The organism is Streptococcus sp. STC1396, from assembly GCF_058933875.1.
On record NZ_JBZYCU010000013.1, the window covers coordinates 50,366 to 71,494 of the forward strand.

Annotated in this window: 24 protein-coding genes, 1 tRNA gene and 2 pseudogenes; 5 read left to right on the forward strand and 22 right to left on the reverse strand. The window is 41.1% G+C overall.

The annotated features are described in order from the left end of the window. Positions 1–61 precede the first annotated feature (61 nt). The 7 genes from AC5FEC_RS05995 to AC5FEC_RS06025 form a co-directional block, all read right to left on the reverse strand. Positions 62–208, reverse strand: coding sequence for a hypothetical protein (locus AC5FEC_RS05995; RefSeq protein WP_167332870.1), 147 nt, complete (start codon positions 206–208; stop codon positions 62–64). A 188-nt stretch (positions 209–396) separates the two neighbouring features. Next, positions 397–714 (reverse strand): hypothetical protein, encoded by a 318-nt coding sequence (locus AC5FEC_RS06000; RefSeq protein ID WP_493661621.1) that lies wholly within the window; start codon positions 712–714, stop codon positions 397–399. Further along, on the reverse strand, positions 711–1,121 hold the full coding sequence (locus AC5FEC_RS06005) for a hypothetical protein (protein ID WP_493661622.1): 411 nt from the start codon (positions 1,119–1,121) through the stop codon (positions 711–713). The genes AC5FEC_RS06000 and AC5FEC_RS06005 overlap by 4 nt, the downstream gene beginning before the upstream one ends. Next, positions 1,109–2,392 (reverse strand): Tle-like phospholipase domain-containing protein, encoded by a 1,284-nt coding sequence (locus AC5FEC_RS06010; protein ID WP_493661623.1) that lies wholly within the window; start codon positions 2,390–2,392, stop codon positions 1,109–1,111. Before AC5FEC_RS06010 ends, AC5FEC_RS06005 begins: the two co-directional genes overlap by 13 nt. 9 nt (positions 2,393–2,401) lie before the next feature. Beyond that, complete coding sequence (locus tag AC5FEC_RS06015; protein WP_493661624.1) at positions 2,402–3,079, reverse strand: hypothetical protein; 678 nt, start codon at positions 3,077–3,079, stop codon at positions 2,402–2,404. A gap of 87 nt (positions 3,080–3,166) precedes the next feature. Next, positions 3,167–3,367 (reverse strand): hypothetical protein, encoded by a 201-nt coding sequence (locus AC5FEC_RS06020; protein ID WP_493661641.1) that lies wholly within the window; start codon positions 3,365–3,367, stop codon positions 3,167–3,169. Continuing rightward, the gene (locus tag AC5FEC_RS06025; protein ID WP_493661625.1) at positions 3,357–4,073 is read right to left on the reverse strand and encodes a hypothetical protein; all 717 of its coding nucleotides are present in this window, start codon (positions 4,071–4,073) and stop codon (positions 3,357–3,359) included. The genes AC5FEC_RS06020 and AC5FEC_RS06025 overlap by 11 nt, the downstream gene beginning before the upstream one ends. A gap of 282 nt (positions 4,074–4,355) precedes the next feature. Between AC5FEC_RS06025 and AC5FEC_RS06030 the strand changes: the two genes are divergently transcribed. Further along, on the forward strand, positions 4,356–6,773 hold the full coding sequence (locus AC5FEC_RS06030) for a bifunctional 2',3'-cyclic-nucleotide 2'-phosphodiesterase/3'-nucleotidase (RefSeq protein WP_493661626.1): 2,418 nt from the start codon (positions 4,356–4,358) through the stop codon (positions 6,771–6,773). A gap of 43 nt (positions 6,774–6,816) precedes the next feature. On the opposite strand, the gene AC5FEC_RS06035 is transcribed toward AC5FEC_RS06030, so the two are convergent. The 5 genes from AC5FEC_RS06035 to AC5FEC_RS06055 all read right to left on the reverse strand — a co-directional run bounded on the left by AC5FEC_RS06035 (position 6,817) and on the right by AC5FEC_RS06055 (position 10,066). Next, positions 6,817–7,569, reverse strand: coding sequence for a 16S rRNA (uracil(1498)-N(3))-methyltransferase (locus AC5FEC_RS06035; protein ID WP_493661627.1), 753 nt, complete (start codon positions 7,567–7,569; stop codon positions 6,817–6,819). Continuing rightward, positions 7,570–8,523 (reverse strand): 50S ribosomal protein L11 methyltransferase, encoded by a 954-nt coding sequence (gene prmA, locus AC5FEC_RS06040; protein WP_493661640.1) that lies wholly within the window; start codon positions 8,521–8,523, stop codon positions 7,570–7,572. 143 nt (positions 8,524–8,666) lie between these two features. Beyond that, positions 8,667–9,137 carry a GNAT family N-acetyltransferase gene (locus AC5FEC_RS06045; protein ID WP_493661628.1) on the reverse strand — a complete coding sequence of 157 codons (471 nt, stop codon included), beginning with the start codon at positions 9,135–9,137 and terminating at the stop codon, positions 8,667–8,669. After that, positions 9,134–9,586 (reverse strand): NUDIX hydrolase, encoded by a 453-nt coding sequence (locus tag AC5FEC_RS06050; protein ID WP_493661629.1) that lies wholly within the window; start codon positions 9,584–9,586, stop codon positions 9,134–9,136. Before AC5FEC_RS06050 ends, AC5FEC_RS06045 begins: the two co-directional genes overlap by 4 nt. 9 nt (positions 9,587–9,595) lie before the next feature. Next, a complete protein-coding gene (locus AC5FEC_RS06055; RefSeq protein ID WP_223337943.1) occupies positions 9,596–10,066 on the reverse strand; it encodes a DUF3013 family protein in 471 nt (156 codons plus the stop codon). Between the two features lie 87 nt (positions 10,067–10,153). Here AC5FEC_RS06055 and AC5FEC_RS06060 point away from each other — a divergent pair, with 87 nt between their 5' ends. After that, positions 10,154–11,422 carry a replication-associated recombination protein A gene (locus AC5FEC_RS06060; RefSeq protein ID WP_493661630.1) on the forward strand — a complete coding sequence of 423 codons (1,269 nt, stop codon included), beginning with the start codon at positions 10,154–10,156 and terminating at the stop codon, positions 11,420–11,422. A 265-nt stretch (positions 11,423–11,687) separates the two neighbouring features. Beyond that, a tRNA-Lys gene (locus AC5FEC_RS06065) sits at positions 11,688–11,760 on the forward strand. 129 nt (positions 11,761–11,889) lie between these two features. Here the strand turns inward: AC5FEC_RS06065 and AC5FEC_RS06070 are convergent. The 5 genes and pseudogenes from AC5FEC_RS06070 to AC5FEC_RS06090 all read right to left on the reverse strand — a co-directional run bounded on the left by AC5FEC_RS06070 (position 11,890) and on the right by AC5FEC_RS06090 (position 16,048). Further along, positions 11,890–13,147, reverse strand: a pseudogene (locus AC5FEC_RS06070) (ISL3 family transposase). A gap of 196 nt (positions 13,148–13,343) precedes the next feature. Then, positions 13,344–13,997, reverse strand: coding sequence for a histidine phosphatase family protein (locus AC5FEC_RS06075; protein ID WP_003074138.1), 654 nt, complete (start codon positions 13,995–13,997; stop codon positions 13,344–13,346). 19 nt (positions 13,998–14,016) lie between these two features. Next, positions 14,017–14,640 carry a CatB-related O-acetyltransferase gene (locus AC5FEC_RS06080; protein ID WP_003074136.1) on the reverse strand — a complete coding sequence of 208 codons (624 nt, stop codon included), beginning with the start codon at positions 14,638–14,640 and terminating at the stop codon, positions 14,017–14,019. Between the two features lie 62 nt (positions 14,641–14,702). Next, complete coding sequence (locus tag AC5FEC_RS06085; protein ID WP_493661631.1) at positions 14,703–15,467, reverse strand: tryptophan synthase subunit alpha; 765 nt, start codon at positions 15,465–15,467, stop codon at positions 14,703–14,705. A 188-nt stretch (positions 15,468–15,655) separates the two neighbouring features. After that, the gene (locus AC5FEC_RS06090) at positions 15,656–16,048 is read right to left on the reverse strand and encodes a nuclear transport factor 2 family protein (RefSeq protein ID WP_493661632.1); all 393 of its coding nucleotides are present in this window, start codon (positions 16,046–16,048) and stop codon (positions 15,656–15,658) included. A gap of 137 nt (positions 16,049–16,185) precedes the next feature. On the opposite strand from AC5FEC_RS06090, the gene AC5FEC_RS06095 reads away from it, so the two are divergent. Both AC5FEC_RS06095 and AC5FEC_RS06100 read left to right on the forward strand, forming a co-directional pair. Further along, complete coding sequence (locus tag AC5FEC_RS06095) at positions 16,186–16,524, forward strand: winged helix-turn-helix transcriptional regulator (protein WP_003074131.1); 339 nt, start codon at positions 16,186–16,188, stop codon at positions 16,522–16,524. Positions 16,525–16,850: 326 nt separating this feature from the next. Continuing rightward, positions 16,851–17,348: pseudogene (locus tag AC5FEC_RS06100) on the forward strand (transposase). Between the two features lie 595 nt (positions 17,349–17,943). Here AC5FEC_RS06100 and AC5FEC_RS06105 read toward each other — a convergent pair. The 5 genes from AC5FEC_RS06105 to AC5FEC_RS06125 all read right to left on the reverse strand — a co-directional run bounded on the left by AC5FEC_RS06105 (position 17,944) and on the right by AC5FEC_RS06125 (position 20,796). Continuing rightward, the gene (locus AC5FEC_RS06105) at positions 17,944–18,711 is read right to left on the reverse strand and encodes an epoxyqueuosine reductase QueH (RefSeq protein WP_493661633.1); all 768 of its coding nucleotides are present in this window, start codon (positions 18,709–18,711) and stop codon (positions 17,944–17,946) included. 148 nt (positions 18,712–18,859) lie between these two features. After that, on the reverse strand, positions 18,860–19,843 hold the full coding sequence (locus AC5FEC_RS06110) for an IS30 family transposase (protein ID WP_493661634.1): 984 nt from the start codon (positions 19,841–19,843) through the stop codon (positions 18,860–18,862). 144 nt (positions 19,844–19,987) lie between these two features. Further along, positions 19,988–20,422 carry a DUF2178 domain-containing protein gene (locus AC5FEC_RS06115; protein ID WP_493661635.1) on the reverse strand — a complete coding sequence of 145 codons (435 nt, stop codon included), beginning with the start codon at positions 20,420–20,422 and terminating at the stop codon, positions 19,988–19,990. Between the two features lie 9 nt (positions 20,423–20,431). Continuing rightward, the gene (locus AC5FEC_RS06120; RefSeq protein WP_493661636.1) at positions 20,432–20,596 is read right to left on the reverse strand and encodes a hypothetical protein; all 165 of its coding nucleotides are present in this window, start codon (positions 20,594–20,596) and stop codon (positions 20,432–20,434) included. Then, positions 20,593–20,796: a helix-turn-helix transcriptional regulator gene (locus tag AC5FEC_RS06125; RefSeq protein WP_493661637.1), complete on the reverse strand. Its 204-nt coding sequence runs from the start codon at positions 20,794–20,796 to the stop codon at positions 20,593–20,595. The genes AC5FEC_RS06120 and AC5FEC_RS06125 overlap by 4 nt, the downstream gene beginning before the upstream one ends. Between the last annotated feature and the right edge of the window lie 333 nt (positions 20,797–21,129).

Genomic DNA, 21,129 nt, shown 5'->3' on the forward strand with positions numbered 1-21,129 from the left:
ATGAAAACACAGAAAGTGCAGAGAATTTAAAAGGGCGCTAAAAGACGCAAACAACCCGCCTCTAAAGCGGCGGGTTGTGATGAAGGCGATGGTTTATTTCGGTCTGAACCATATCCTTCAAAAATTCAAAATAGGCATAGATGAGATAACCGATGGATACCACACCTAAAATAGCTACTAATACTTCAAATAAGGTAGACAAAGACATGATAAACCTCCTCTCCTTACCCAGTAAACATATGCATCCGGTCCCTTCAGGCGGCTGATTTGTTTCCGTTTTTTCCCTTTCTAGCCTGCCTTAGGATTCACTTATATTATACCATTTATCCGCCGAATAAAACAGGAAAAATTAAGAAATTTGCTCTATATAAAAAAGCAAACTAACATCATATCAGTCTACTTTTTCTCTTCTGGATTCAAACCATCGAAAGTGTTTCTGTTTTTGCTAATTGCTTCACTGATTGCTTTTTGACCCAAGCCGTTAATCGAGCTGTCCATTTGGTTGGATAGATTGAGCGCAGCTGTCTTGTTTGTCATGGCCAAGATACCAATCTCCTCATCATACTTCTCTACAATATCTTTTCGACTTGCTTTTATCGGTGGTGCGCAGAAGGCTTTAATAGCTTCTCTTTCCAATGATTTTTTGATTTGTCTTCGTGCTACTTCGGTAAAGGGGCTGCACAATGCATCTGAGACAACATCTGCTATACTCATTTATTTCCTCCTTCTTCCTCATCCAATTTCCTTCTCAGCTGGTAACTCTTTTCTAATTCGTCTTCCAGCTGCTTGCGATCTTTCCGATACTGATTTGTCAGTTTTTCATCTTTTTCTTCTATTTTTGCACATTGACGACGATATTCTCTATCCGTCTCACTCGCATAAGTATTTAACAGATTAATAAACTTACGACACTCTTCCTTATCCACGTAATCTTGTCGGCTAAAGTGATAAGTAGCCTCCTCAAACTCTTCATAAAGTCTAGTCAGATGACGCTTGTTATCTTCTAGTTTCCAATATGTTTCTTCTATTTCTTTCTTGGCAGCCTTATAATTATCCTCCAAGTCCCAGAGTTCTTCTTCTTGTTTTCTAATTTTAGCTTGAATTTCATCTATTTTGTCCATTGGCTAATATCTCCCGCCAAACTTTCGTCTGCTGCCACTGCCTGATTAATACCATTTCGGATACTACCCTCCAAGTCTGTAAATGCCGTCACAATAGCGGCCGATTTGTTTACCGCTTTATCAAAATGTCGCTGAGTCTTTCCTACAATGCTATCATAAGTTACTCCAGCCTCTGCATAGGCCTCCTGCACCTCATCATAGGTCAATTCTGTAACAAACCAAGGAATTTCCTTGCTTTTGTCATAGAGTTCTTCAGCATCTGTCACTGCTTTTTTCGCAACCGCCTCAATCTCGCTGTGCCCATTGCTGACAGCCTCTGTCAGAGCTGCCGCAACAGCCGTTGTCTGGACGCTATCCAAGAAAAACATCTCATGACTGTTAATACTGCCATCTGATAAAAACTGACCGGTCAATTGCTTGAGGAGACCGTCTTTTACTCCCTGCAATTTCTTCAAGGTCTTATAGTGCTTCTTTTCAAGTCCAGTCATCTTCTCTGGACTCTGCTTTTCCAAAATATCCTTGATATGATTAATTTGATTCTTATCACCTGTAATATCCGGGTCAAGGCTGTGTCCGCCAGAATTATCAAGTATATACTCTTTGCCTAGATAGACACCTCCAAGTCTATCGGACCATATGTTAAGAGGATCTTTTTCTGTTGTAATACGAATGACTTGACCTGTTAAGTCCGCATATTTGTTCAGAATCTTCTCGCGAGCAGAATCCAACGGAATCAGATAGTCTATGGCTCTATCCTTCATTCGAATCACTCCCTCTACATAAAGAGGGGCTGAGTTATATACCACTGTACGCGGAGCGTTAAATTCCAAAGCTACCCTCTGAGCAATATTACCTCCTAAAGAATGCCCTGTTAAGGTGATATTGTCCCCATATTTCTGTCGGATTCTTTCGTAAAATTTAAAAGCTTCATCATAATGATAGCCATAAGGCATTAAAATACTAGTAACATCTACCATGACATCTGCTACAAAATCCGCATTAGGATTGGTTCCCGTGTAAGCAATAATAACCTCTCCGCTATCCTTATCTAGGAAAGCTGTACCGCTTGTACCAGTCAAACCGTCACGAAAATCATCTAAATATTCAAGATTAGGAGGGAGAGGTTTGCTTCTATCTACTGCATTAAGAAGTTTTGTTCTATCATCATGCCTAATATCAGGTTGATTAACTCGCACATTCTCAAATTCATATGTAAGATTTGCCGCATCCAGAGTAGCAATACCACTGTTTGCTGTATCTTTTTTACTCATACTTTCCTCCTAATTCGATACTGTCTCCTTAAAATAATAGTTATCATTGAAATCAACAGTAATAGAATAATAATAAAAATCATCTAGTCTCAAAGAACCACCAAATCCTAAAACTGCTTCAGCTTGTTGTTGTTTATTAAAATATTGGTTAATCGTAGTATTTTTAGTTATATAATCTATATCAAAAGAGCCATTGTTTCCGTTAAAATGTTTGTTTTTTAATGATAATTTGCTCAAAAACTCTTTATCGATAGCTAGTTTTTGAAACAAGAAACTATCAAACTTCCATATTTTCCTAGCGGTCTCTTCATCAGAGAAAGTAAATTTGTTGTCTGCATATTGAACACTTACGACCACATTTTCACTTTTTGGCGCATCATCAGTTGCTGGAATTTTAGCAAGGGTACCCACTATTGTATGCGATGTTGCATCACCCTTCAGCTTAATTTCCGTGATGAAATCATTGATTCCATCACTCTTCTTTTTAAAATAGACCTGCTCAATCTCAAACCCTTCCGGAAATTGCTTAAATAAATCAAATAGATTCTCAGTCGGATAGACGCGACTGACCTCAGAAACCTTATTCTCAATCCATTCTCGGCTGTTCTTATTTTCTCCGCATCCTGCCAAGCCCATCATTATCAGTCCCCCTACAAGTAACATTGTGAGAAAAGTGCGTTTGTTCATGACCTTCTCCTTATTTATGATATTCAATAAAACAACTAACCTTAATTCCCTTATAGTATATCATAAAACCAGCACTGCCACGCTATCCTATATAACATCGAGATTTACCATAATAAAATAGGTACAGGGATCGTCTAGGTATTGGAGGTTAGGAGGGAGTTTTTTCTTAGTGTACTTTTCTACATATTGAAGCACATTATTGTCAGTTGCTCCCTGATTAACTCTCATATTTTCAAATTCATAAGTCAGATTAGAAGCATCCAAGGTTGGCACATTACTATTTGGCATCTATCTTCTCCATACTCGTAATTTTTCCTGCTATAAGTTCTGAATGAGAAATATTTTCTCCGTCAAAAACAATAGGATATCCGTATTCATAGCCAATAGTTGCAGAGCGATCTGCACTAATATAAAGATCTAGCGACTCGCTTGCTTGTAAATGGAAGTAGTCCTGAATGATTTTACTCTTTACATTTTTATAAGCAATGGAAGCATCACCAGTCTCCCAATTATAGTACATTTTTTTAAGTTCTAATCGAGACAAAACTGTTTTATTTAGTTTTAACTGTTGAAATAAAAAACCATCATAAAACAAATCATCTTTAGAAACTTCTGGATTCGAAAATTCCAGCCCTTTTTCAGTATATATAATACTGCTTTCTAAAAGCACTTTTTCTTCATAAGGATTACCCCGAGTTTCTATTCTTTTAAAATTACCAGTTATTTCTTGTGTTTCTGCATTTCCAATGAGCTCAATCTTCTGATAACGAGAATATTCCTTCGTCTCATCATAAGTGTCAATACTTCTTATCTCAAACCCTTCCGGAAATTGCTTAAATAAATCAAATAGATTCTCAGTCGGATAGACGCGACTGACCTCAGAAACCTTGTTTTCGATCCATTCTCGGCTGTTCTTGTTTTCTCCGCATCCTGCCAATCCCATCATCATCAGTCCTCCTATAAGCAACATTATGAGAAAAGTGCGTTTGTTCATGACCTTCTCCTTATTTATGATATTCAATAAAACAACTAACCTTAATTCCCTTATAGTATACCATAAAAGCAGCACTGCTACGCTATCCCATACAGTCCCAAGATTAGCTCCAATCAAACCGTCACGAAAATCAACTAAATATTCAAGATTAGGGAACCAGATTCTTAAAATCACTTCTTTCTGCAATAAACATTAAATTGTGTGTTAAGATTTATCAATTGATGAAAGCGCTTCGATGTAGTATAATGGAAATCCAACATTCATTTTTAAAAAGGAGTTATTATGTCAAAATCGTCCCTTCAAAAAGCAGTTGTGCTTTTGAGTACAGCGGCTCTTGCAGCGGCTGCAAATGCAGTTCAGGCTGATCAGGTCACCCCAGCAGTCACTGCTGATCCTGCTGTAGCAAGCAGCATGTCAGACAGCAGCGCAGCGGAACCAACGACTACAGCAAATCCTACTGAAGCTACTGTGACAACAGCGAGCACAGAGCCTAGCTCTGCTATTTCCCCAGAAAATACCAGTGGAAATACTGATGCTCTGATGGCCCTAGCTCGCAACGTAGCGGCTACTGAAGATACAAAGCCAGTAGAGGGACAGACTGTCGATGTTCGTATCCTAGCAACGACCGACCTCCATACCAATCTGGTCAACTACGACTACTATCAGGACAAGCCAGTAGAGAGCTTGGGACTGGCTAAAACAGCCGTGCTAATCGAGAAAGCCAAGAAAGAAAATCCAAACGTCCTATTAGTGGACAATGGCGACACCATCCAAGGAACGCCGCTAGGAACCTACAAAGCCATTGTGGATCCTGTGAAGAAGGGTGAGCAGCATCCTATGTACGCTGCCCTGCAGGCTCTGGGCTTTGAAGCTGGCACTCTGGGGAACCATGAGTTCAACTACGGCCTAGACTATCTGAACCGCGTGATTGAGACAGCAGGCATGCCTCTTGTCAATGCCAATGTGCTGGATCCAGCAACTGGTAAATTCATCTATCAACCTTACAAAATCATCGAAAAGACCTTTACGGATACGCAGGGCCGCTTGACGACTGTCAAAATAGGTGTGACTGGGATTGTTCCGCCGCAGATTCTCAACTGGGACAAGGCTAATCTTGAAGGAAAAGTCGTCGTTCGCGATTCTGTCGAGGCTATTCGAGACATCATCCCTGAGATGCGCAAAGCAGGTGCAGACATCACCTTGGTACTTTCTCACTCCGGTATCGGGGATGACAAGTATGAAAAAGGCGAGGAAAATGAAGGCTATCAAATCGCCAGCCTGCCAGGTGTAGATGCTGTTGTAACGGGCCACTCCCATGCAGAATTCCCAAGTGGTAATGGAACTGGCTTCTACGAAAAATACCCTGGTGTAGATGGTGTCAACGGTAAAATCAATGGTACTCCAGTAACCATGGCTGGAAAATACGGCGACCATCTGGGCGTTATTGACCTCAAAATGACCTATACCGACGGTAAATGGAAGGTCACTGACAGCAAGGGCTCCATCCGCAAGGTGGATACCAAGTCTAATGTAGCAGATCAGCGCGTCGTTAACATTGCCAAAGAATCTCATGAAGGAACAGTCAAGTACGTCCGCCAGCAAGTCGGTACCACAACTGCACCTATTACCAGCTACTTTGCTCTGGTCAAAGATGATCCATCCGTTCAGATTGTCAACAATGCCCAGCTTTGGTATGCTAAGAAAGAACTAGCGGGCACACCTGAAGCCAATCTTCCTCTCCTGTCTGCAGCAGCGCCTTTCAAGGCAGGAACTCGTGGGGATGCAACGGCCTACACAGACATTCCAGCTGGCCCTATTGCCATCAAGAACGTAGCCGACCTCTATCTCTACGACAATGTCACAGCTATCCTCAAGGTCAACGGTGCCCAGCTCAAAGAATGGTTGGAAATGTCAGCTGGCCAATTCAATACTATCGACCCAACAAGCGACCAACCACAAAATCTCATCAATACCAACTACCGAACTTATAACTTCGATATTATTGATGGTATCACCTATGAGTTTGACATCACCCAGCCGAACAAATACGACCGCGAAGGGAAACTGGCAAACCCAAATGCCAGCAGGGTCCGTAATCTGAAATACCAAGGCAAGGAGATTGACCCCAATCAGGAATTTATCGTCGTGACCAACAACTACCGGTCTAACGGTAACTTCCCTGGTGTTCGAGAAGCCAGCCTCAACCGTCTGCTCAATTTGGAAAACCGCCAAGCCATCATCAACTATATCTTGGCTGTCAAAAATATCAATCCACGTGCAGATCAGAACTGGCATTTTGCTGATACCATCAAGGGACTAGACCTGCGTTTCTTGACAGCTGATAAGGCCAAGAACTTGATTGGTACAGACGGAGACATCATCTATCTAGCGGCATCTGCCCAGGAAGGATTCGGCGAATACAAGTTCGTCTATGTCGCACCGAAGACTGAAGCAGTGCCAATCGAGCAGCCAAGCCGTCCGACTATCGCAGTCGAAGCAGCCAACCTGCAGCATAGCAGAGTAGTCTTCCCTGTCTTGACCGCAGCTGATCCAAGCACAAACAAGCAAGCTTCTCACAGACAAGCAGGAGCAGAAAGTCTCCCAGCAACCGGAGAAAAGACATCCTCGCTCGGAATCTTGGGACTTGTCATGACCGGACTTGCAGGAATCTTCGCCTTCAAAAAACGGGAAAGACAATAATAATTAAAAAATTAGCAGCCATTTTGGCTGCTGTTTTTGCTTTTTAAAGACTGTCATTGCTCAATTCCAATAAAACACTGACTGCGGTCAAGGCATAAAGCGGAGCGGTTTCAGCCCGCAGGATACGTGGACCCAGACCAGCGGAGACAGCCCCTGCTTGGCCAAAGGCTGCTATTTCATCTGGTGACAGACCACCCTCTGGTCCGAAGATAAAGAGAACTTTTGCGCCGGCTGCCAAGCCTTTCACAGCCTGCACTAAAGCAGCACCTTCGCCTTCCTTGGCTGCTTCCTCATAGGCCACGATGATGCGGTCAAAGTCTGCCAAGCCCGTTAGAAAATTTGCCTTTTTATCAAAGAGCCAAACCTCTGGAATCAGATTGCGCTTGCTCTGCTCTGCTGCTCCCTGAGCAATTTTCTCCAGCTTTTCAGTCTTTTTAGCCAGTTTTTTACCATCCCACTTGGCCACCGACCAGTCTGCTGGAAAGGCCCAGATAGCACTCGCCCCCAGCTCTGTTGCCTTCTGGGTGATAAATTCTAGCTTATCGCCCTTGGGAAAGCCCGAAGCAATGGTCACTTGAACCGGCAGCTCGGTATTGTCTGCTAGCTCCTCCAAGATTTCCAAACTCTGCTGGGCTGGATCTAGCACCTGCGCCAGCCGTTTCACGCCATCATCAAAAACCAGTGTAACTTGGTCTTCCTCTTTGAGTCGCATGACCGAGAACATGTGTTTGGCTGTGTCCTTGTCCGTGATGACCAGAGGAGACTGAGGTTTACCTTGTATAAAATACTGCTGCATCTAACCACCTATCACGCCTGAAATGTCCTGCGTTTTCTTAAAGACACAGGCATTCCATTCGCCCTGAATCATATGCGTTTCCAGAAAAAATCCTGCCGCTTCCGCTGACTCGCGCACCATTTCCCACTTCTCAGAAATAATCCCACTCATAATCAGATAGCCCTCATCTTTGACTAGACGGTAGGCATCCTCTGTCAGATGGATGAGAATATCGGCCAAGATGTTGGCAACAATGACATCCGCCTCGATTTCTACGCCTCGGAGAAGATCCCCCGGCGCCACATGAATATTCTCCATACCAGTGTTGAGCTCAATATTTTCCTGAGCCACGCGCACCGCCACCTCGTCTAAATCATAAGCGTAGATGTCCTTAGCGCCTAAGAGAGAGCTGGCAATAGAGAGGACGCCACTGCCTGTGCCTACGTCCAGCACAGTTTCTCCGCCCCGCAAGACCTGCTCCAGCGCAAAAAGGCTCATCTTGGTCGTTGGGTGAGTACCCGTACCAAAGGCCATGCCTGGGTCCAGCTTGATGATCTTCTCACCAGCTGTCGCCTCATAGTCCGTCCATGACGGCACAATGGTCAAATCATGCGTGATACGAGCTGGCTCAAAGTACTTCTTCCAATTGTCCGCCCAATCTTCCTCGGCCAGTTCCTGCCGAGTCAGCTCAATGTCTCCCGTCTCCAAGCCGAAGCCGTCTAGCTCAGCCAATCGCTCATTGGCTTGGGCTGCAATGGCATCTATATCCACCGAAGCTGGATAATAGCCTGTAATCTTGACCCGCTCGCTCTGCTCAACTTCTGGAAAAAGCTCTCCGTATTGGTCAACCTGCCCCAGATAATCTGCACTGTCATCAATAGCCACACCCTGACTGCCCAGCTCAATCAGAATATTCGAGGCTGCCTCCTCCGCCTCACGCTTCACTTCAATCGTTAATTCCTGCCAAGTGTCCATCATTAAAATACCAAGCCCGTATAACACAAAGCCAAAATAGGAAATTCTCTGACTACGCTTGCGTCTAAGAGAACCTTATCTTTTTAGCACAGTGTTTAGGGCGGGTTCAGTTTAGAAATTTAACTGAACAATCCTTTCTTTGTTTATTTCATTGTCTTCGTCATGTAAACCATATCCATGCCCTCTTTTTCAGGCTCCTTATGGGTCTGATGATAGCCGTTTTTCTCATAAAAAGCTACCATACCTTTATCTTGGAAAACCGTGCACAAATCCCATTGCATAACGGTGGAGAATTTCTCCTCTATCAGATTAAGCCCCTCAGAGCCATATCCTTTATTCTGGTACTGCGGCAAAATCGCCACTGTCCCAATCCAGCCTGCTGTCTGTTCGTCATTTGTATTCAAGCGGATAAAGCCAAGAATCTTCTCGGCGTCTTTGACAAAATAATAAAAACTATTGGGCCGCTCAACCAGCTTCCAGCGAATCCGCTCTCGCTCCTCCAGATAGGGGTCGTATTGATCCTGATATTTCTCATAAACGGCCTTAAAACTCGCTCGCTGAATGGCAATAATAGTCTCTAAATCCTCAGCTCCAGCCCGTTCAATATAAATCATGCTCGCACCTCCAAATAATCATTCAACCTGTCCTGCAACTGCGGAATAACCTTTTTATCAGATAAGAACTGGCGAATATCCATCATCTGATAAGCCTGGCCCTCATCACCAAAGGCAATACTGGCAAAATCTTCCTGAGTGATGGTTCCCGCCATAAAAATAGAGGTTTTATCTGGATCAAGCATTCCTTGATATTCCTTAATCCAGACAATAGCCGTTTCTTCAAGCTTCAAACCAAGCTCTTCAAAAACCTCTCGTTGAACACATTCAAAAGGCGTTTCCTCTCCCTCGCGGCCACCGCCCGGCAACTCCCACATATTGGGCCAAGGAATGGTTGAAATATCATCTCGCAAGATGGCCAGCAACTTGTCATCACTGATCAAGGCAATCTTGCAGCCAGAAAATTCCATCTGTTTGTGCAGTAAATCTAGTCCTCCTGCATTTGCCATAAGCGCCTCCTAATACCTCGGATATGAATAGAAATCCGTCTCAGCCACATCTGCTCTGCCATTTTCAAAAGCCTCAGCATTCCAAGCCATCTCAAACTCTGCTGCCTCTGGATCCGCTAAGAAGTCCATGAGTGCATCGAGACCAGACTCAGCTGTTTGAGTTAGAAAATCCACGAAATAAGCCAGAAACTCCCGTGACAGCCCCTTTTTAGGCTCATAGGGCAGGGCTGCCAGATAGTCCTCAGCCTCAAAACGAGACTTGACTGGATTATAGAAAAGCACGACTTCCTCAAAGTAAATATCTTCAGCCGAGGCATTGCCCTCAGCATCAACCGTCTCAATCCCGCCCGGATTTTGCACCTCAAGGAGAAAGGCTACTTCTACCGCGTGATTCTTCTTGTCCCAGTTTATCTCATAGTCAAAAGGAAAGCTCTTCCCCATTTCCTCGTCCAATATCTCCAAAAAACCGTACTTAGCCATGATTTCCTCTTTTCATTGTGATAAAATATTACTATCTACAATAGTAACACAAAAAGCCAAGAAAAACACTTGTAGAAAGGAAATCTTATGCCAGAAAACCTAGCCCTGCGCATGCGGCCGACCGGCATTGATCAGATTATCGGCCAGCAGCATCTGGTCGGACCTGGAAAAATCATCCGACGCATGGTTGAAGCTAACCGCCTATCCTCTATGATTCTCTACGGGCCACCCGGCATCGGCAAGACCTCTATCGCCTCGGCTATTGCCGGCACAACCAAGTTTGCCTTTAGGACCTTTAACGCCACCGTAGATAGCAAGAAGCGCCTGCAGGAGATTGCTGAAGAAGCTAAATTTTCCGGCGGACTGGTGCTCCTGCTGGACGAGATTCACCGTCTGGACAAGACCAAGCAAGACTTTCTGCTACCGCTATTAGAAAGCGGGCTGGTCATCATGATTGGGGCGACGACAGAAAATCCTTTCTTTTCTGTCACCCCTGCTATTCGAAGCCGAGTTCAGATATTTGAGCTTGAGCCCCTCAGCAACGACGACATCCGAAAAGCCATCCAGCTAGCCTTGACAGACAAGGAGCGAGGATTTGATTTTCCAGTGGAGCTAGATGAGGAAGCCCTAGATTTTATCGCTGTCTCCACCAACGGAGACCTGCGCTCCGCCTATAATTCACTGGACCTGGCCGTGCTCTCTACCCCAGAGGATGACAAGGGAATCCGCCACATCACGCTCGATGTGATGGAAAACAGCCTGCAAAAGAGCTACATTACCATGGATAAGGACGGAGACGGCCATTACGATGTCCTCTCTGCCCTGCAGAAGTCCATCCGCGGCTCCGATGTCAATGCCAGCCTTCACTACGCAGCTCGCCTAGTTGAGGCAGGAGACCTGCCTAGCCTGGCTCGACGCCTGACCGTTATCGCTTACGAGGATATTGGCCTAGCAAATCCTGACGCTCCAGTCCATACCGTCACAGCTCTGGAGGCTGCTCAGCGGATTGGTTTTCCTGAAGCCCGCATTCTCATTGCCAATATTGTCATTGACTTGGCCCTATCCCCCAAATCCAACTCAGCCTATGTGGCCATGGATAAGGCCTTAGCTGACCTGCGAAAGAAGGGAAATCTGCCCATCCCCCGACACTTACGAGATGGCCACTATACCGGCAGTAAGGAACTGGGCAACGCTCAGAACTATCTCTATCCCCACTCTTATCCCGGCAACTGGGTTAAACAAGACTATCTGCCTGACAAAATCAAAGATGCCAATTATTTCACTCCTAATGAGAATGGCAAATACGAGCGAGCCCTTGGAATGACCAAGGATAAAATTGATTACTTAAAAAAATGATGGCATCGTTTGCAAAAAATCATATTTTTCTCTTGAATTTTTCAAAATTTATGGTATCATAATTATAGAAACGCTGTGGTGTACGACTTCACACTTAAGTGTTGACCGACTATTTTTTGTATTACTAGGGAAACAAAAGACTTCTAACAGCGTGCAAGCCGTGTCACGCGGAAGCAGCTTCAGTTAGAGCGAGTTGCCCACCTGCTTAATTGCGCGGGTTCAATACAAATCGTGAAGGTCCGGCACCAATACAGCTTTTTCTGTTGCCTCCTTAGCTCAGTTGGTAGAGCAGTAGACTCTTAATCTATGGGTCGCAGGTTCGAGCCCTGCAGGGGGCACTAGACTAGAACATTAAAAAGCCTATTCCAATAGGCTTTTTTCTAATTCAAATCTTTTCTTGCCCCATGTTCTGCCCCAGCTTTTCTTACCTATTTGACTCTTTGTCAACTGTAGTGGGTTGATGTCAGCTAACATCTGGAGAGGACCTCTTGGTTCTCTCCTTTTTGATATTCAAAGCGATGAGGATTCTAGTTCTAAAGTTGTCAAAAGTCCTGAAGCCGAAAGCCTTGCGCTTGATGACCTTGATAAGGTTATTAGTAGTTTCTAGTTTTGCGTTTGAGTAGTGCAGTTCCAGTGCGTTCATGATCTTGTCCTTATCTTTCAAAAAGGTCTTAAAAACAGTTTGAAAGATAGGCTTCACACACGAAATGGTATCTTCAATGAGACCAAAGAAGTGCTCAGTCTGTTTCTCTTGAAAATGAAAAAGCAAGAGTTGGTAGAGTTCGTAGTGTTCTCGGAGTTCTTGAGAGCAAGAGAGAAGTTTTTCTAGAATCTCTCCGCTGGTCAAGTGCATGCGAAAAGTTGGACGATAAAAACGTTTATGACTTAGTTTACGGCTATCCTGTTGAATGAGTTTCCAGTAGCGTTTGAGTGCCTTATATTCGTGCGATTTTCTATCCAACTGATTCATGATTTGAACACGAACACGACTCATAGCCCGGCTGAGGTGTTGTACAATGTGAAAGCGATCGAGGACGATTTTAGCGCATGGAAAAAGTTGTCTAGCCAAGTCATAGTAGGGACTAAACATGTCCATGGTAATGACTCTAACGCGGTTTCGGACCTGTCTGGAATAGCGCAGAAAGTGATTGCGAATCGTTGCTTGTGTCCGTCCGTCTAGGATAGCTAGGATCTTATTTGAGTCAAAATCCTGTGCAATAAAGCTCATCTCTATCTGTCGATTGAAACAGTCACTTCCCTGACTGTTTCCACATCCCAAGACATTTGTTCTGGAAGCCAGTTGAGGTCAGTCGTGAACTCGAATTCTTTTAGTTTGCGAATGACGGTTGATGTGGAAACTGCTAAGTTTTCAGCGATGGCCGCCATAGGGATTTTCTCGATCAATTTTTGAGCGATTTTCTGCTTGACGATGGTTGCAATTTGGTGATTCTTCTTGACTAAGGAAGTCTCAGCGACAGCCATTTTTCCGCAATCCTGACAGCGGAAGCGCCGTTTTCTCAACCGAATCAGCGTTTTGTATCCCGCGCACTCTAAATAGGGAATTTTCGATTCTTTTTGGAAGTCATATTTAGCCATTTTTCCTTGGCAGTGAGGGCATTTAGGTGCAGGATAATCTAGCTTGGCGATGATTTCTTTATGGTTTCCAGCATCTAGAACATCCAAAATCGTAATGTTAGAGTCTTTAATTCCCAGTAAGTTTGTGATAAAATTTCTTGTTCCATAAGATTCTTTCTAATGATGGTTTCGTTGCTTTTCATTATAGGTCATATGGGACTTTTTTTCTACAACAAAATAGGCTCCATAATCCCTGCGGTGGATTTACCCACTACAGAAATTATAGAGCTGATTTTTTGACGGAAGTACTCTTGTCCCAGACTCATAAATATGTTGTCTTATATCATTAATAGGCATAAGAAGATTTTATCTCATTATAAAACTGCATTCCTTTATCAATGTATTGAGTATCGCCGACCTTTTTTATACGCAAATCGTTTTCAACATATTCAAAAATGGTAACACTATTATTAGGAATCTTCATTACTTCCTCAATACTTCTATCTATATAAGCGACAAGACTTGCTATAACCATACTATGTGAAACAACTAAAATCTTTCCTTTTTCATTTGTTCTGGCTATATCATATATTGCCGGAATAAATCTCTCAAACACATCATTCCAATTTTCCCCATTAGGTGTTCCGGGATGTTTCTTGAAATTCAGAGAATATGGATATTTTGTTAAGTGTTCACTAATAAAATCACCTTCTCCATCACCAGTATTTATTTCCCTCAACCTTTTATCCAAACGCAAATCTGTATCTTTATCAAGAGCATTGATCAGTATATTAGATGTGTCTATACATCTTGTTAAATCGCTTGAATAAGCCTTTTCAAAAACAATATTATGTTCTTTCAATCCTTTTGCCAAGCACAATGTGGTTATTATTCCGTCATGGGTAAGAGGTGAGTCTGACCAGCCTTGAACAAGATTTTTTCTATTAAATATCGTTTCTCCATGCCTAACCAACCATAATTCTATTACATTTTTACTCATATCAACGTCCTCACAAAAATTATGTATCTATATGAGATTTAGCTACATCTATAAATTCTTCAATTCTGTTACTTGTTAACAAAGGTAATAGACCTTTGATTATGTTTATATCAAAATTCCACCAAGAAATCTTTAAAAGTTCCTCAATGTGTTCATCAGTGAATCTTTTTTTAATCAACCTAGCGGGAACTCCTCCCACAATTGTATAAGGTTCAACATTCCTTGTTACAACTGATCTTGCTGCTATTATTGCACCATCACCTATTTTTATTCCCGGCATAATCATAGCCTCTGTTCCAATCCAAACATCATTCCCAACCACAGTATTTCCTTTGGGATAATATCCATCATTTAAATCTTCATCAGGAAACATACTGGAAAATGGATACGCAGACACCCATTCGCTTCTATGGTTCTCAGAACCTCCTAAATTAAAGTTAACCCCTGTTGCTATGGAACAAAACTTACCAATAATCAATTTATCTCTATCTTGCTCCTCTCTCAAATATCGTACACACTGTTCCTCAAATGAGCCTAAATTATATGCTCCTGCATAGTATGTAAATTCTCCAACTTTTATAAAATCACTATTTGCAGTTTCATTTGGAAATTCTATGTTTTTCCACTTATCGAGTTTTCCCATCTAATTTCACCTCTATCTAATAGTAATTGTAAGAAAAGTATAACTATCAACTTGCTTATTCCCTATTCAATTTTGTCCTTTACCTCTTCAATAAATGTAAGTAAATGTTCCTTAGAAAGGTTTAGCATATTTACAAGTGTAGTCCCTATGATAAATCCATCAAATTTCTGTTTCAGTATCTTAGTAGCTTTTTCAACAGTATTGATTCCAAATCCACCAAAAATATGTGGATTCCCATATTTTTCTTTTAAATCCATTAAAAAATCATACTGTCCGTCTTCTATACAGTTTATATCTCCTCCTGTAAAACCGTCAAGCAACTGATAATATATCACAGATGACTCTAAGAATTCCGATTGCTTATCTTCAGACTTATTCTGTATAAATCTGACACAATCGACATTATATGCTTTTAGTATATTTCTCAATTCAATATACTGCTCCAAACTAATATCTGGAATAACAAATCCATCTACAACTCCAGACTCTGCCAATTCAATGTAATTCTCTGTTGTAATCAGATCTTCAGCATACCCCATAATCCAAATTGGAATTGTTACACTTTCTCTTATTCTTTTCCAGTAGTCAATGTCTTTAACAGCGTCATAATCTACATCTTTGTACGCATTTTTTATAACCTGACCGTCTGCATAGGGATTCTGGGGTGGATAACCAACCTCTATTACCTCAAGTCCTGAATGTTCACAATCTCTTATGATTTCCAAAAACGATTCACAATTAGGATAGCCTGCCGGCAAAAAAACCACAAATCTCATTTGTCCTTCTTTAATGGCCTTTAAATGTCTTTCTGAATAAATTTCTTTCATATGCTGCCTCCTTTCATATTCTTATAACAAAGAAAGTGGCATCCGAAAGTTCATTTTTATATAACACAAGTTATTTACTAACTCTCCCTGACACCACTTAACATAGTTGATATAAATCGAGTAAAAGAATGCTGTTTTTCTCATATGATAAGTATAATTCTTTAAATGTTACTCATCTAAAATAAATACTATCTCCAATATTCATCTTCCAATTCCTGATTTTTGGCAAAAGTCCAAACTTCTTGAATTTTCCCATTCTCAATTTTAAATATATCTACTCCCTCCATATTCAGTTTATTGCCCTCTGATTTTTCTGCCACTGAAACAACACTGGCAGCGACAAAACAATCGTTGCTAGCATACCAGTTTGTAACAACTCTAAATGTTCCGTTACTTTTTCTTCCAAATTCAGCTAAGCGTTCTTCCAATTCTTTTTTTCCTTTGACCACTCCAGAAAGTGGACTATTTCCGCCCATATGCCAAACAATGTCATCTGATATTGTTTCAAATGTTGTTTTGAAATCACCTTTCAATAGTGAATCTGCATAAAGTTCAAAAACGCTGATTATTTCATTTTTCATTTTATACCTCCAATTGTTATTGAATATTTATTTCATAATATATTATATACCATAGGTATTGACTTGAGAAGTACGAACATTTATAATACTAAGTAACAAAACGAATACTATTGGAGAAATACGAATGGAAAATAACTATGGAAAATAACTATGGAAAATGTCCGTATATTACAACACAAAAAGCATTGCAAGGCAAATGGGCTATTGTTATACTGTATCGACTGAGTTCGGGGAAAAAGCGGTTTAATGAATTGGAGAGATCTATTCCTGATGTAACAAGAACTGTCCTTACCAGACAATTACGACAACTAGAACATGATAAACTTATTACCAGAAAAGTTTATGCAGAAGTTCCTCCTAAAGTTGAGTACAGCTTGACAGATATTGGACACCGATTTAAAGAAGTGCTAAAAGAGATTGAAAGTTTCGGTATAGAGTATATGAAAGTTTTGGATGAAACACATGCTAACGAATAATCCTGTAGTCCAAAAATATATTGGTGCCAAGAAAAACAAAGTCTTTTATGAAAAAAAATAAATCACAGATCATTGCCTATGAAACAGCTATGAAAGGGATTAAAAATTCCAAACATTAAGTATTAAAAACTTGCCCGATAAATATATGGTCTTAGAACAGAAAAAACAACACTTATGAAAGAATACTCTGCTCAAAACTTATGCTTCACAAGCTGCGACAAGTAAAGAAAAATACAGCCCAATTTGTAAAATTAAGCTAGACAGAAAAAGCCATCTATGTTAGGCTCAGATAAACTACCACATTTGTCTGAAAGGAACTAACATAAATGACCTATACTCATCTTACCACAAATGAACTCGTCATGATAGAGGCATACTACCAAGAAGGCATTAAAATTACAGATATTATGAAATCACTGGGAAGGTCAAAACAGACCATCTACAATGTAATCAACTTTCTCAAAGAAGGACACTCTGCTTATGACTACTATAAACGCTATAAAGCCAATAAGAAACATTGTGGTCGTAAGAAACTAGTCTTACGCAATCAGAAAAAGAATTTATTCAAACTCATTTAGTTCTAAGCTTGAGTCTGGATGTCATAAAAGGGGCTTATCCAGATAGGATTTCCTGTTCTATGAGAACTCTCTAACGGCTTACTAAGGCGACACGGACTGCCGAAACAGATGGATTTTAATGTGATATCTCAAAATTTTTTATCAGCTATAGCTGATAAAAGAAATAGAATTCCTAGAAAATCTTTGAACTATCAAACACCCTACCAAGTTTTCCTGAGTTACTTGACAAAGTCTAACTTAATTTGACAATTTAGAATTAAAAAAGGAATAAAGGAACCCAAAAAGAAAAGTAAACGTGTAGTGGATTATGCCTATCAATAACAAAAGAAAAAGAGAACATTGAAAAATCAATACGAAGTAATCAAAGAACTCTAAAGAGATTTATAACTGTATTTAAGTATTTAAACACAGAAGAAAATTAGATTTCAGTCAATATGATAGAGGGTTTACACTATGGTGTGTCTGGAACAGCAAGCAACTAACAGATATAGAAGTTAGCAGAAAAGTCAAATTTGCCTTCTATGACCTACAAAATAAAAAGGATTGATTATGATGGCAAATAGTTTTCTCAGCGTCCTGCAAGAAGCGTTAGAAAGTCTCTGGCTTTGTCACAAGATGAAGAAATTAAAAATCATGGTTTGCTAGCGTGAACACCGAAAATTCTAGCCACAATCTCCAAGAATCTGCTTGGATGGTTAAATCCAACAAAGTTTAAAGAAAAATCAAAATACATTTTTATTATAATTCAGGTAACTAAAACCAGTCTATCAATAGCTATAATCCCGACTGAGTCTGATCAGCCAGGATCTATTTTATTGGCAAAAATCTTTGGACAGATAGATTATCTATCCAGACGAGTAACTGTAAATTTGATATGTGAATAATCTTTTTCAAGATTTTTATCAGCTAAAAAGGCCGTTGCATCTTTTTTAATTTGCAATAGGTTAATATTCTGGGCCTGAGCAGCGTAAACACAGCCACAATAACATTGGCGGTAAATATCATACTCTTCACACATCTCTACAGAGCGTTTGTATCCTTGATTTTTCTTGAAATCACTGGGCAGATAATGAGTAGTGTAAATCTTTTGCACTTCAATTCCAATACTATTGATGGTTTGGGAATTTTTGTGTGGGCTAATGGTCAAGGCACTACCAAAATAGTCAAAACCTAGGTCAACAGCCATTTGTGCGGTTTTATCCAAGCGATAGTCAAAACAAACCTTGCAACGGTCGCCACCTTCTGGCTCCTCTTCCAATCCTCGAACCAATTTGCGGTATTCACTAGGCTCGTAAGGAGCCTCAATGTACTGCACATGATTTCCTGTTTTTTCATTGAAATCGCTGACAAACTTCTGCGTCACATAAGCCCGTTTGTGATATTCTGCCTTTGGATGGATGTTAGAGTTGGCAAAGTAAATCGTCACATCAGCATACTGAGTCAGATACTCTAGCGTATAGGTACTGCACGGCGCACAACAGACGTGCATTAAAATTTTAGGCCGAGTGTTGTCTGCTTGCCAGACCTTAACCATCTGTTGCATCACGCGGTCATAGTTAATTCTCTGGTTAGGATTCATCCTACTCAAAATTTCTTCTACATTAATCATAAATCTCTCCTCGGGAAACTGGACTTGACGTTCGCTACAAATCCATGCACTCTATTTTATCATAGAAGAATGTTTCAGACAATCCATTGAACGATCCAAGGGACAGCCCAAAAAATATTCGGCTATGTTGACTATTGCACTTGAATTGTCAAATTAAGTGCACAATTTTGCCATAAAATACTTCATAAGGAGTTTTCCAGTTGAGACACTTTCGTGGTCTATTATTTAGTTTATCCTCCCACAGCTGAATAGTGTGCTCGTCAATGAATGTTAAGTCGCTCCCTTTGGGAAAATATTCTCGTAGTAATCCATTGGTATTCTCATTTGTTCCCCGTTGCCAAGGCGCATGAGGATCTGGGAAATAGACTTCTACCTTTAATTTGTCAGTCAAGTCTTGATGATTCGTGAATTCTTTTCCTCTATCGGGAGTGACGGTTTCTTTCGGCAAGGGCTCCAACATTTGTACCATAGCCTCTATGACCAGTTTGCTTTTCTTGACCGCTGCCTTCTTGATTTTAAGAAAACGAGAATAGCGATCCGTTAGAGTAACTAAGCAAGCTTTCCCGATTTGACCGGCAACCGTATCTGCTTCCCAATCACCGATCCTAGTTCGCTTGTTTGCTTCTTCGGGTCTTTCGTGAATGGTATGAGAAATAGGAATTTTCCCTCTGTTTTTAACATGACCTTTCGTATGACGTGTTTTCCCACGATGACGGAGTTTGCGAATCACACCACGAGCGCCATGTGACAGCTTGTCGTCAAAGTGACCGCGATAGATGGCTCTATAAATCGTTTGATAACTAATAACAGATTTCCCATATTCTAGGCATAACCGGCCTTCTATTTCTTCAGGAGACCATTGGCAATTGAGAAAAAGGTGCTTGACGGTATTGCTTAAATGATGATCTATATCAAGCTTTCTCTTTCGCCCACAATGTGATTTTGCGAGTTTATAAGCTGCTTGTGCTTTGTTGAGAGAGTAGCTGTTTTCTTCCGTATGTCGCTTCCATTCCCGACTAATGCTGGAAGGATGACGATGAAGTAATTTTCCGATTTGAGAAAAATTTAGTCCTTTTGTACGGTAAATCAGAATACTTTCGCGCTCATCTATGGTAAAATGGTGATAGCTCATAAGATTTCCTTTCGTAACTAGTTCGTTCAACTCTATTTTACTAGAAAATCTTATGAGTTTTTATTGTGCACTTATATTGTATATTCAAGCATAAAAAGTTCCCGCCTAGATTTACCGTACTGAGGATTCTCAGACACCATTATTCTAATAACGTCTAGATAAGATAAAGCGCAAAATATAATAAAGGAGCAGAACCAGGCTAAGTGTCAGAGTCAAAAACTGACTGAGAGGCAGAGTGAAGGGAAAAATCATGGACAGGACAGTCAAGCAGGCACCGAGAAGCAAGAGAATATTGAAAAGCAGAGTTCGGGCCTTTTCATCAATCATCTGATTACGCTCATCCGTCACCTGAATATACAGCCGCTCGAAACGGTCCTTCTGCCCCAGAGCAGCATTGTAGCGAATGGTCATCCCAGACAGTCCCAAGAGCAGTCCAACCAAAATACCTTCCTGCAAATCATCCAGAGAGTGAAGATGACTGTAAGCCAGACCCAGTAACAAAACCAAGCTAAGTATGCGCCCCATGAGGATTTTTCTTCGCAGTTTTTTGCGAAATTCTTCTTTGCTTAGAGTCTTCATATCCGCCTCCTATTTTTCATATGCTTGAAAAATTTTTAAAATAATCAGAATACCAACAAGACCAATGATTGGAATTAGTTCTTTGGGAAACGTCGGAAAGAGCAGCTGGAAGCCAAAGAGTAAAGCCACCACACCAATTGCTAGCAGCCATTTGATAAGATAAATCATTTTCATGATTGTTCCTCCTCAAATAAAAAAACCTCTTCGATTGCCAGATCAAAAAAGCGGGCAATTCTGTGAGCTAAGAGCAAGGATGCATTATAGCGACTCTTTTCTAAGGAGATCACTGTCTGCCTAGTCACTCCCAATTGAGCCGCCAATTCTTCCTGGCTGAGTTTTTTTCTTTTACGTAGTTCCTGAATGCGGTTGTTCATCGTCTCTCCTTTGTAAAACACCCTTCACCCTTTAAATATAGTATAGTCTCCTTTACATCTTTTGTCAAGAAGAAAGCGGCAAAAAAGAGGCTGGGACAAAAGTCCTAGCCTCTCAATTGTCTTTGGATTGTCGAGCAAGACGCAGTGGTTGAGTGGGCTCTACTACGCTGATTTCATCAGCTTTTACAGCCCTACTCAACTGTTCTGAGGTGGGACGACGAAATCGAATTCTAACGAATTACCGATTTCTTATACGAAAACTCAAAAGAGCGCAAAAAGACTCCCCTTGTGATATAATGAAAGTGAAAAAATTGTATTAGGCTACTGGCTCGT

What these genes read in the sequence shown, in the direction of transcription:
- AC5FEC_RS06025 (WP_493661625.1), bottom strand. Translation starts at nt 4,073, where the DNA reads ATGAACAAACGCACTTTTCTCATAATGTTGCTTATAGGAGGACTGATG.
- AC5FEC_RS06075 (WP_003074138.1), bottom strand. Translation starts at nt 13,997, where the DNA reads ATGAGTAAAAATGTAATAGAATTATGGTTGGTTAGGCATGGAGAAACG.
- AC5FEC_RS06120 (WP_493661636.1), bottom strand. Translation starts at nt 20,596, where the DNA reads ATGAAAATGATTTATCTTATCAAATGGCTGCTAGCAATTGGTGTGGTG.
- AC5FEC_RS06020 (WP_493661641.1), bottom strand. Translation starts at nt 3,367, where the DNA reads ATGCCAAATAGTAATGTGCCAACCTTGGATGCTTCTAATCTGACTTAT.
- AC5FEC_RS06105 (WP_493661633.1), bottom strand. Translation starts at nt 18,711, where the DNA reads ATGATTAATGTAGAAGAAATTTTGAGTAGGATGAATCCTAACCAGAGA.
- AC5FEC_RS06115 (WP_493661635.1), bottom strand. Translation starts at nt 20,422, where the DNA reads ATGAAGACTCTAAGCAAAGAAGAATTTCGCAAAAAACTGCGAAGAAAA.
- AC5FEC_RS06030 (WP_493661626.1), top strand. Translation starts at nt 4,356, where the DNA reads ATGTCAAAATCGTCCCTTCAAAAAGCAGTTGTGCTTTTGAGTACAGCG.
- AC5FEC_RS06060 (WP_493661630.1), top strand. Translation starts at nt 10,154, where the DNA reads ATGCCAGAAAACCTAGCCCTGCGCATGCGGCCGACCGGCATTGATCAG.
- AC5FEC_RS06010 (WP_493661623.1), bottom strand. Translation starts at nt 2,392, where the DNA reads ATGAGTAAAAAAGATACAGCAAACAGTGGTATTGCTACTCTGGATGCG.
- AC5FEC_RS06000 (WP_493661621.1), bottom strand. Translation starts at nt 714, where the DNA reads ATGAGTATAGCAGATGTTGTCTCAGATGCATTGTGCAGCCCCTTTACC.
- AC5FEC_RS06045 (WP_493661628.1), bottom strand. Translation starts at nt 9,137, where the DNA reads ATGATTTATATTGAACGGGCTGGAGCTGAGGATTTAGAGACTATTATT.
- AC5FEC_RS06080 (WP_003074136.1), bottom strand. Translation starts at nt 14,640, where the DNA reads ATGGGAAAACTCGATAAGTGGAAAAACATAGAATTTCCAAATGAAACT.
- AC5FEC_RS06090 (WP_493661632.1), bottom strand. Translation starts at nt 16,048, where the DNA reads ATGAAAAATGAAATAATCAGCGTTTTTGAACTTTATGCAGATTCACTA.
- AC5FEC_RS06050 (WP_493661629.1), bottom strand. Translation starts at nt 9,586, where the DNA reads ATGGCAAATGCAGGAGGACTAGATTTACTGCACAAACAGATGGAATTT.
- AC5FEC_RS06125 (WP_493661637.1), bottom strand. Translation starts at nt 20,796, where the DNA reads ATGAACAACCGCATTCAGGAACTACGTAAAAGAAAAAAACTCAGCCAG.
- AC5FEC_RS05995 (WP_167332870.1), bottom strand. Translation starts at nt 208, where the DNA reads ATGTCTTTGTCTACCTTATTTGAAGTATTAGTAGCTATTTTAGGTGTG.
- AC5FEC_RS06095 (WP_003074131.1), top strand. Translation starts at nt 16,186, where the DNA reads ATGGAAAATAACTATGGAAAATGTCCGTATATTACAACACAAAAAGCA.
- AC5FEC_RS06055 (WP_223337943.1), bottom strand. Translation starts at nt 10,066, where the DNA reads ATGGCTAAGTACGGTTTTTTGGAGATATTGGACGAGGAAATGGGGAAG.
- AC5FEC_RS06085 (WP_493661631.1), bottom strand. Translation starts at nt 15,467, where the DNA reads ATGAAAGAAATTTATTCAGAAAGACATTTAAAGGCCATTAAAGAAGGA.
- AC5FEC_RS06035 (WP_493661627.1), bottom strand. Translation starts at nt 7,569, where the DNA reads ATGCAGCAGTATTTTATACAAGGTAAACCTCAGTCTCCTCTGGTCATC.
- AC5FEC_RS06015 (WP_493661624.1), bottom strand. Translation starts at nt 3,079, where the DNA reads ATGAACAAACGCACTTTTCTCACAATGTTACTTGTAGGGGGACTGATA.
- AC5FEC_RS06110 (WP_493661634.1), bottom strand. Translation starts at nt 19,843, where the DNA reads ATGAGCTATCACCATTTTACCATAGATGAGCGCGAAAGTATTCTGATT.
- prmA (WP_493661640.1), bottom strand. Translation starts at nt 8,523, where the DNA reads ATGGACACTTGGCAGGAATTAACGATTGAAGTGAAGCGTGAGGCGGAG.
- AC5FEC_RS06005 (WP_493661622.1), bottom strand. Translation starts at nt 1,121, where the DNA reads ATGGACAAAATAGATGAAATTCAAGCTAAAATTAGAAAACAAGAAGAA.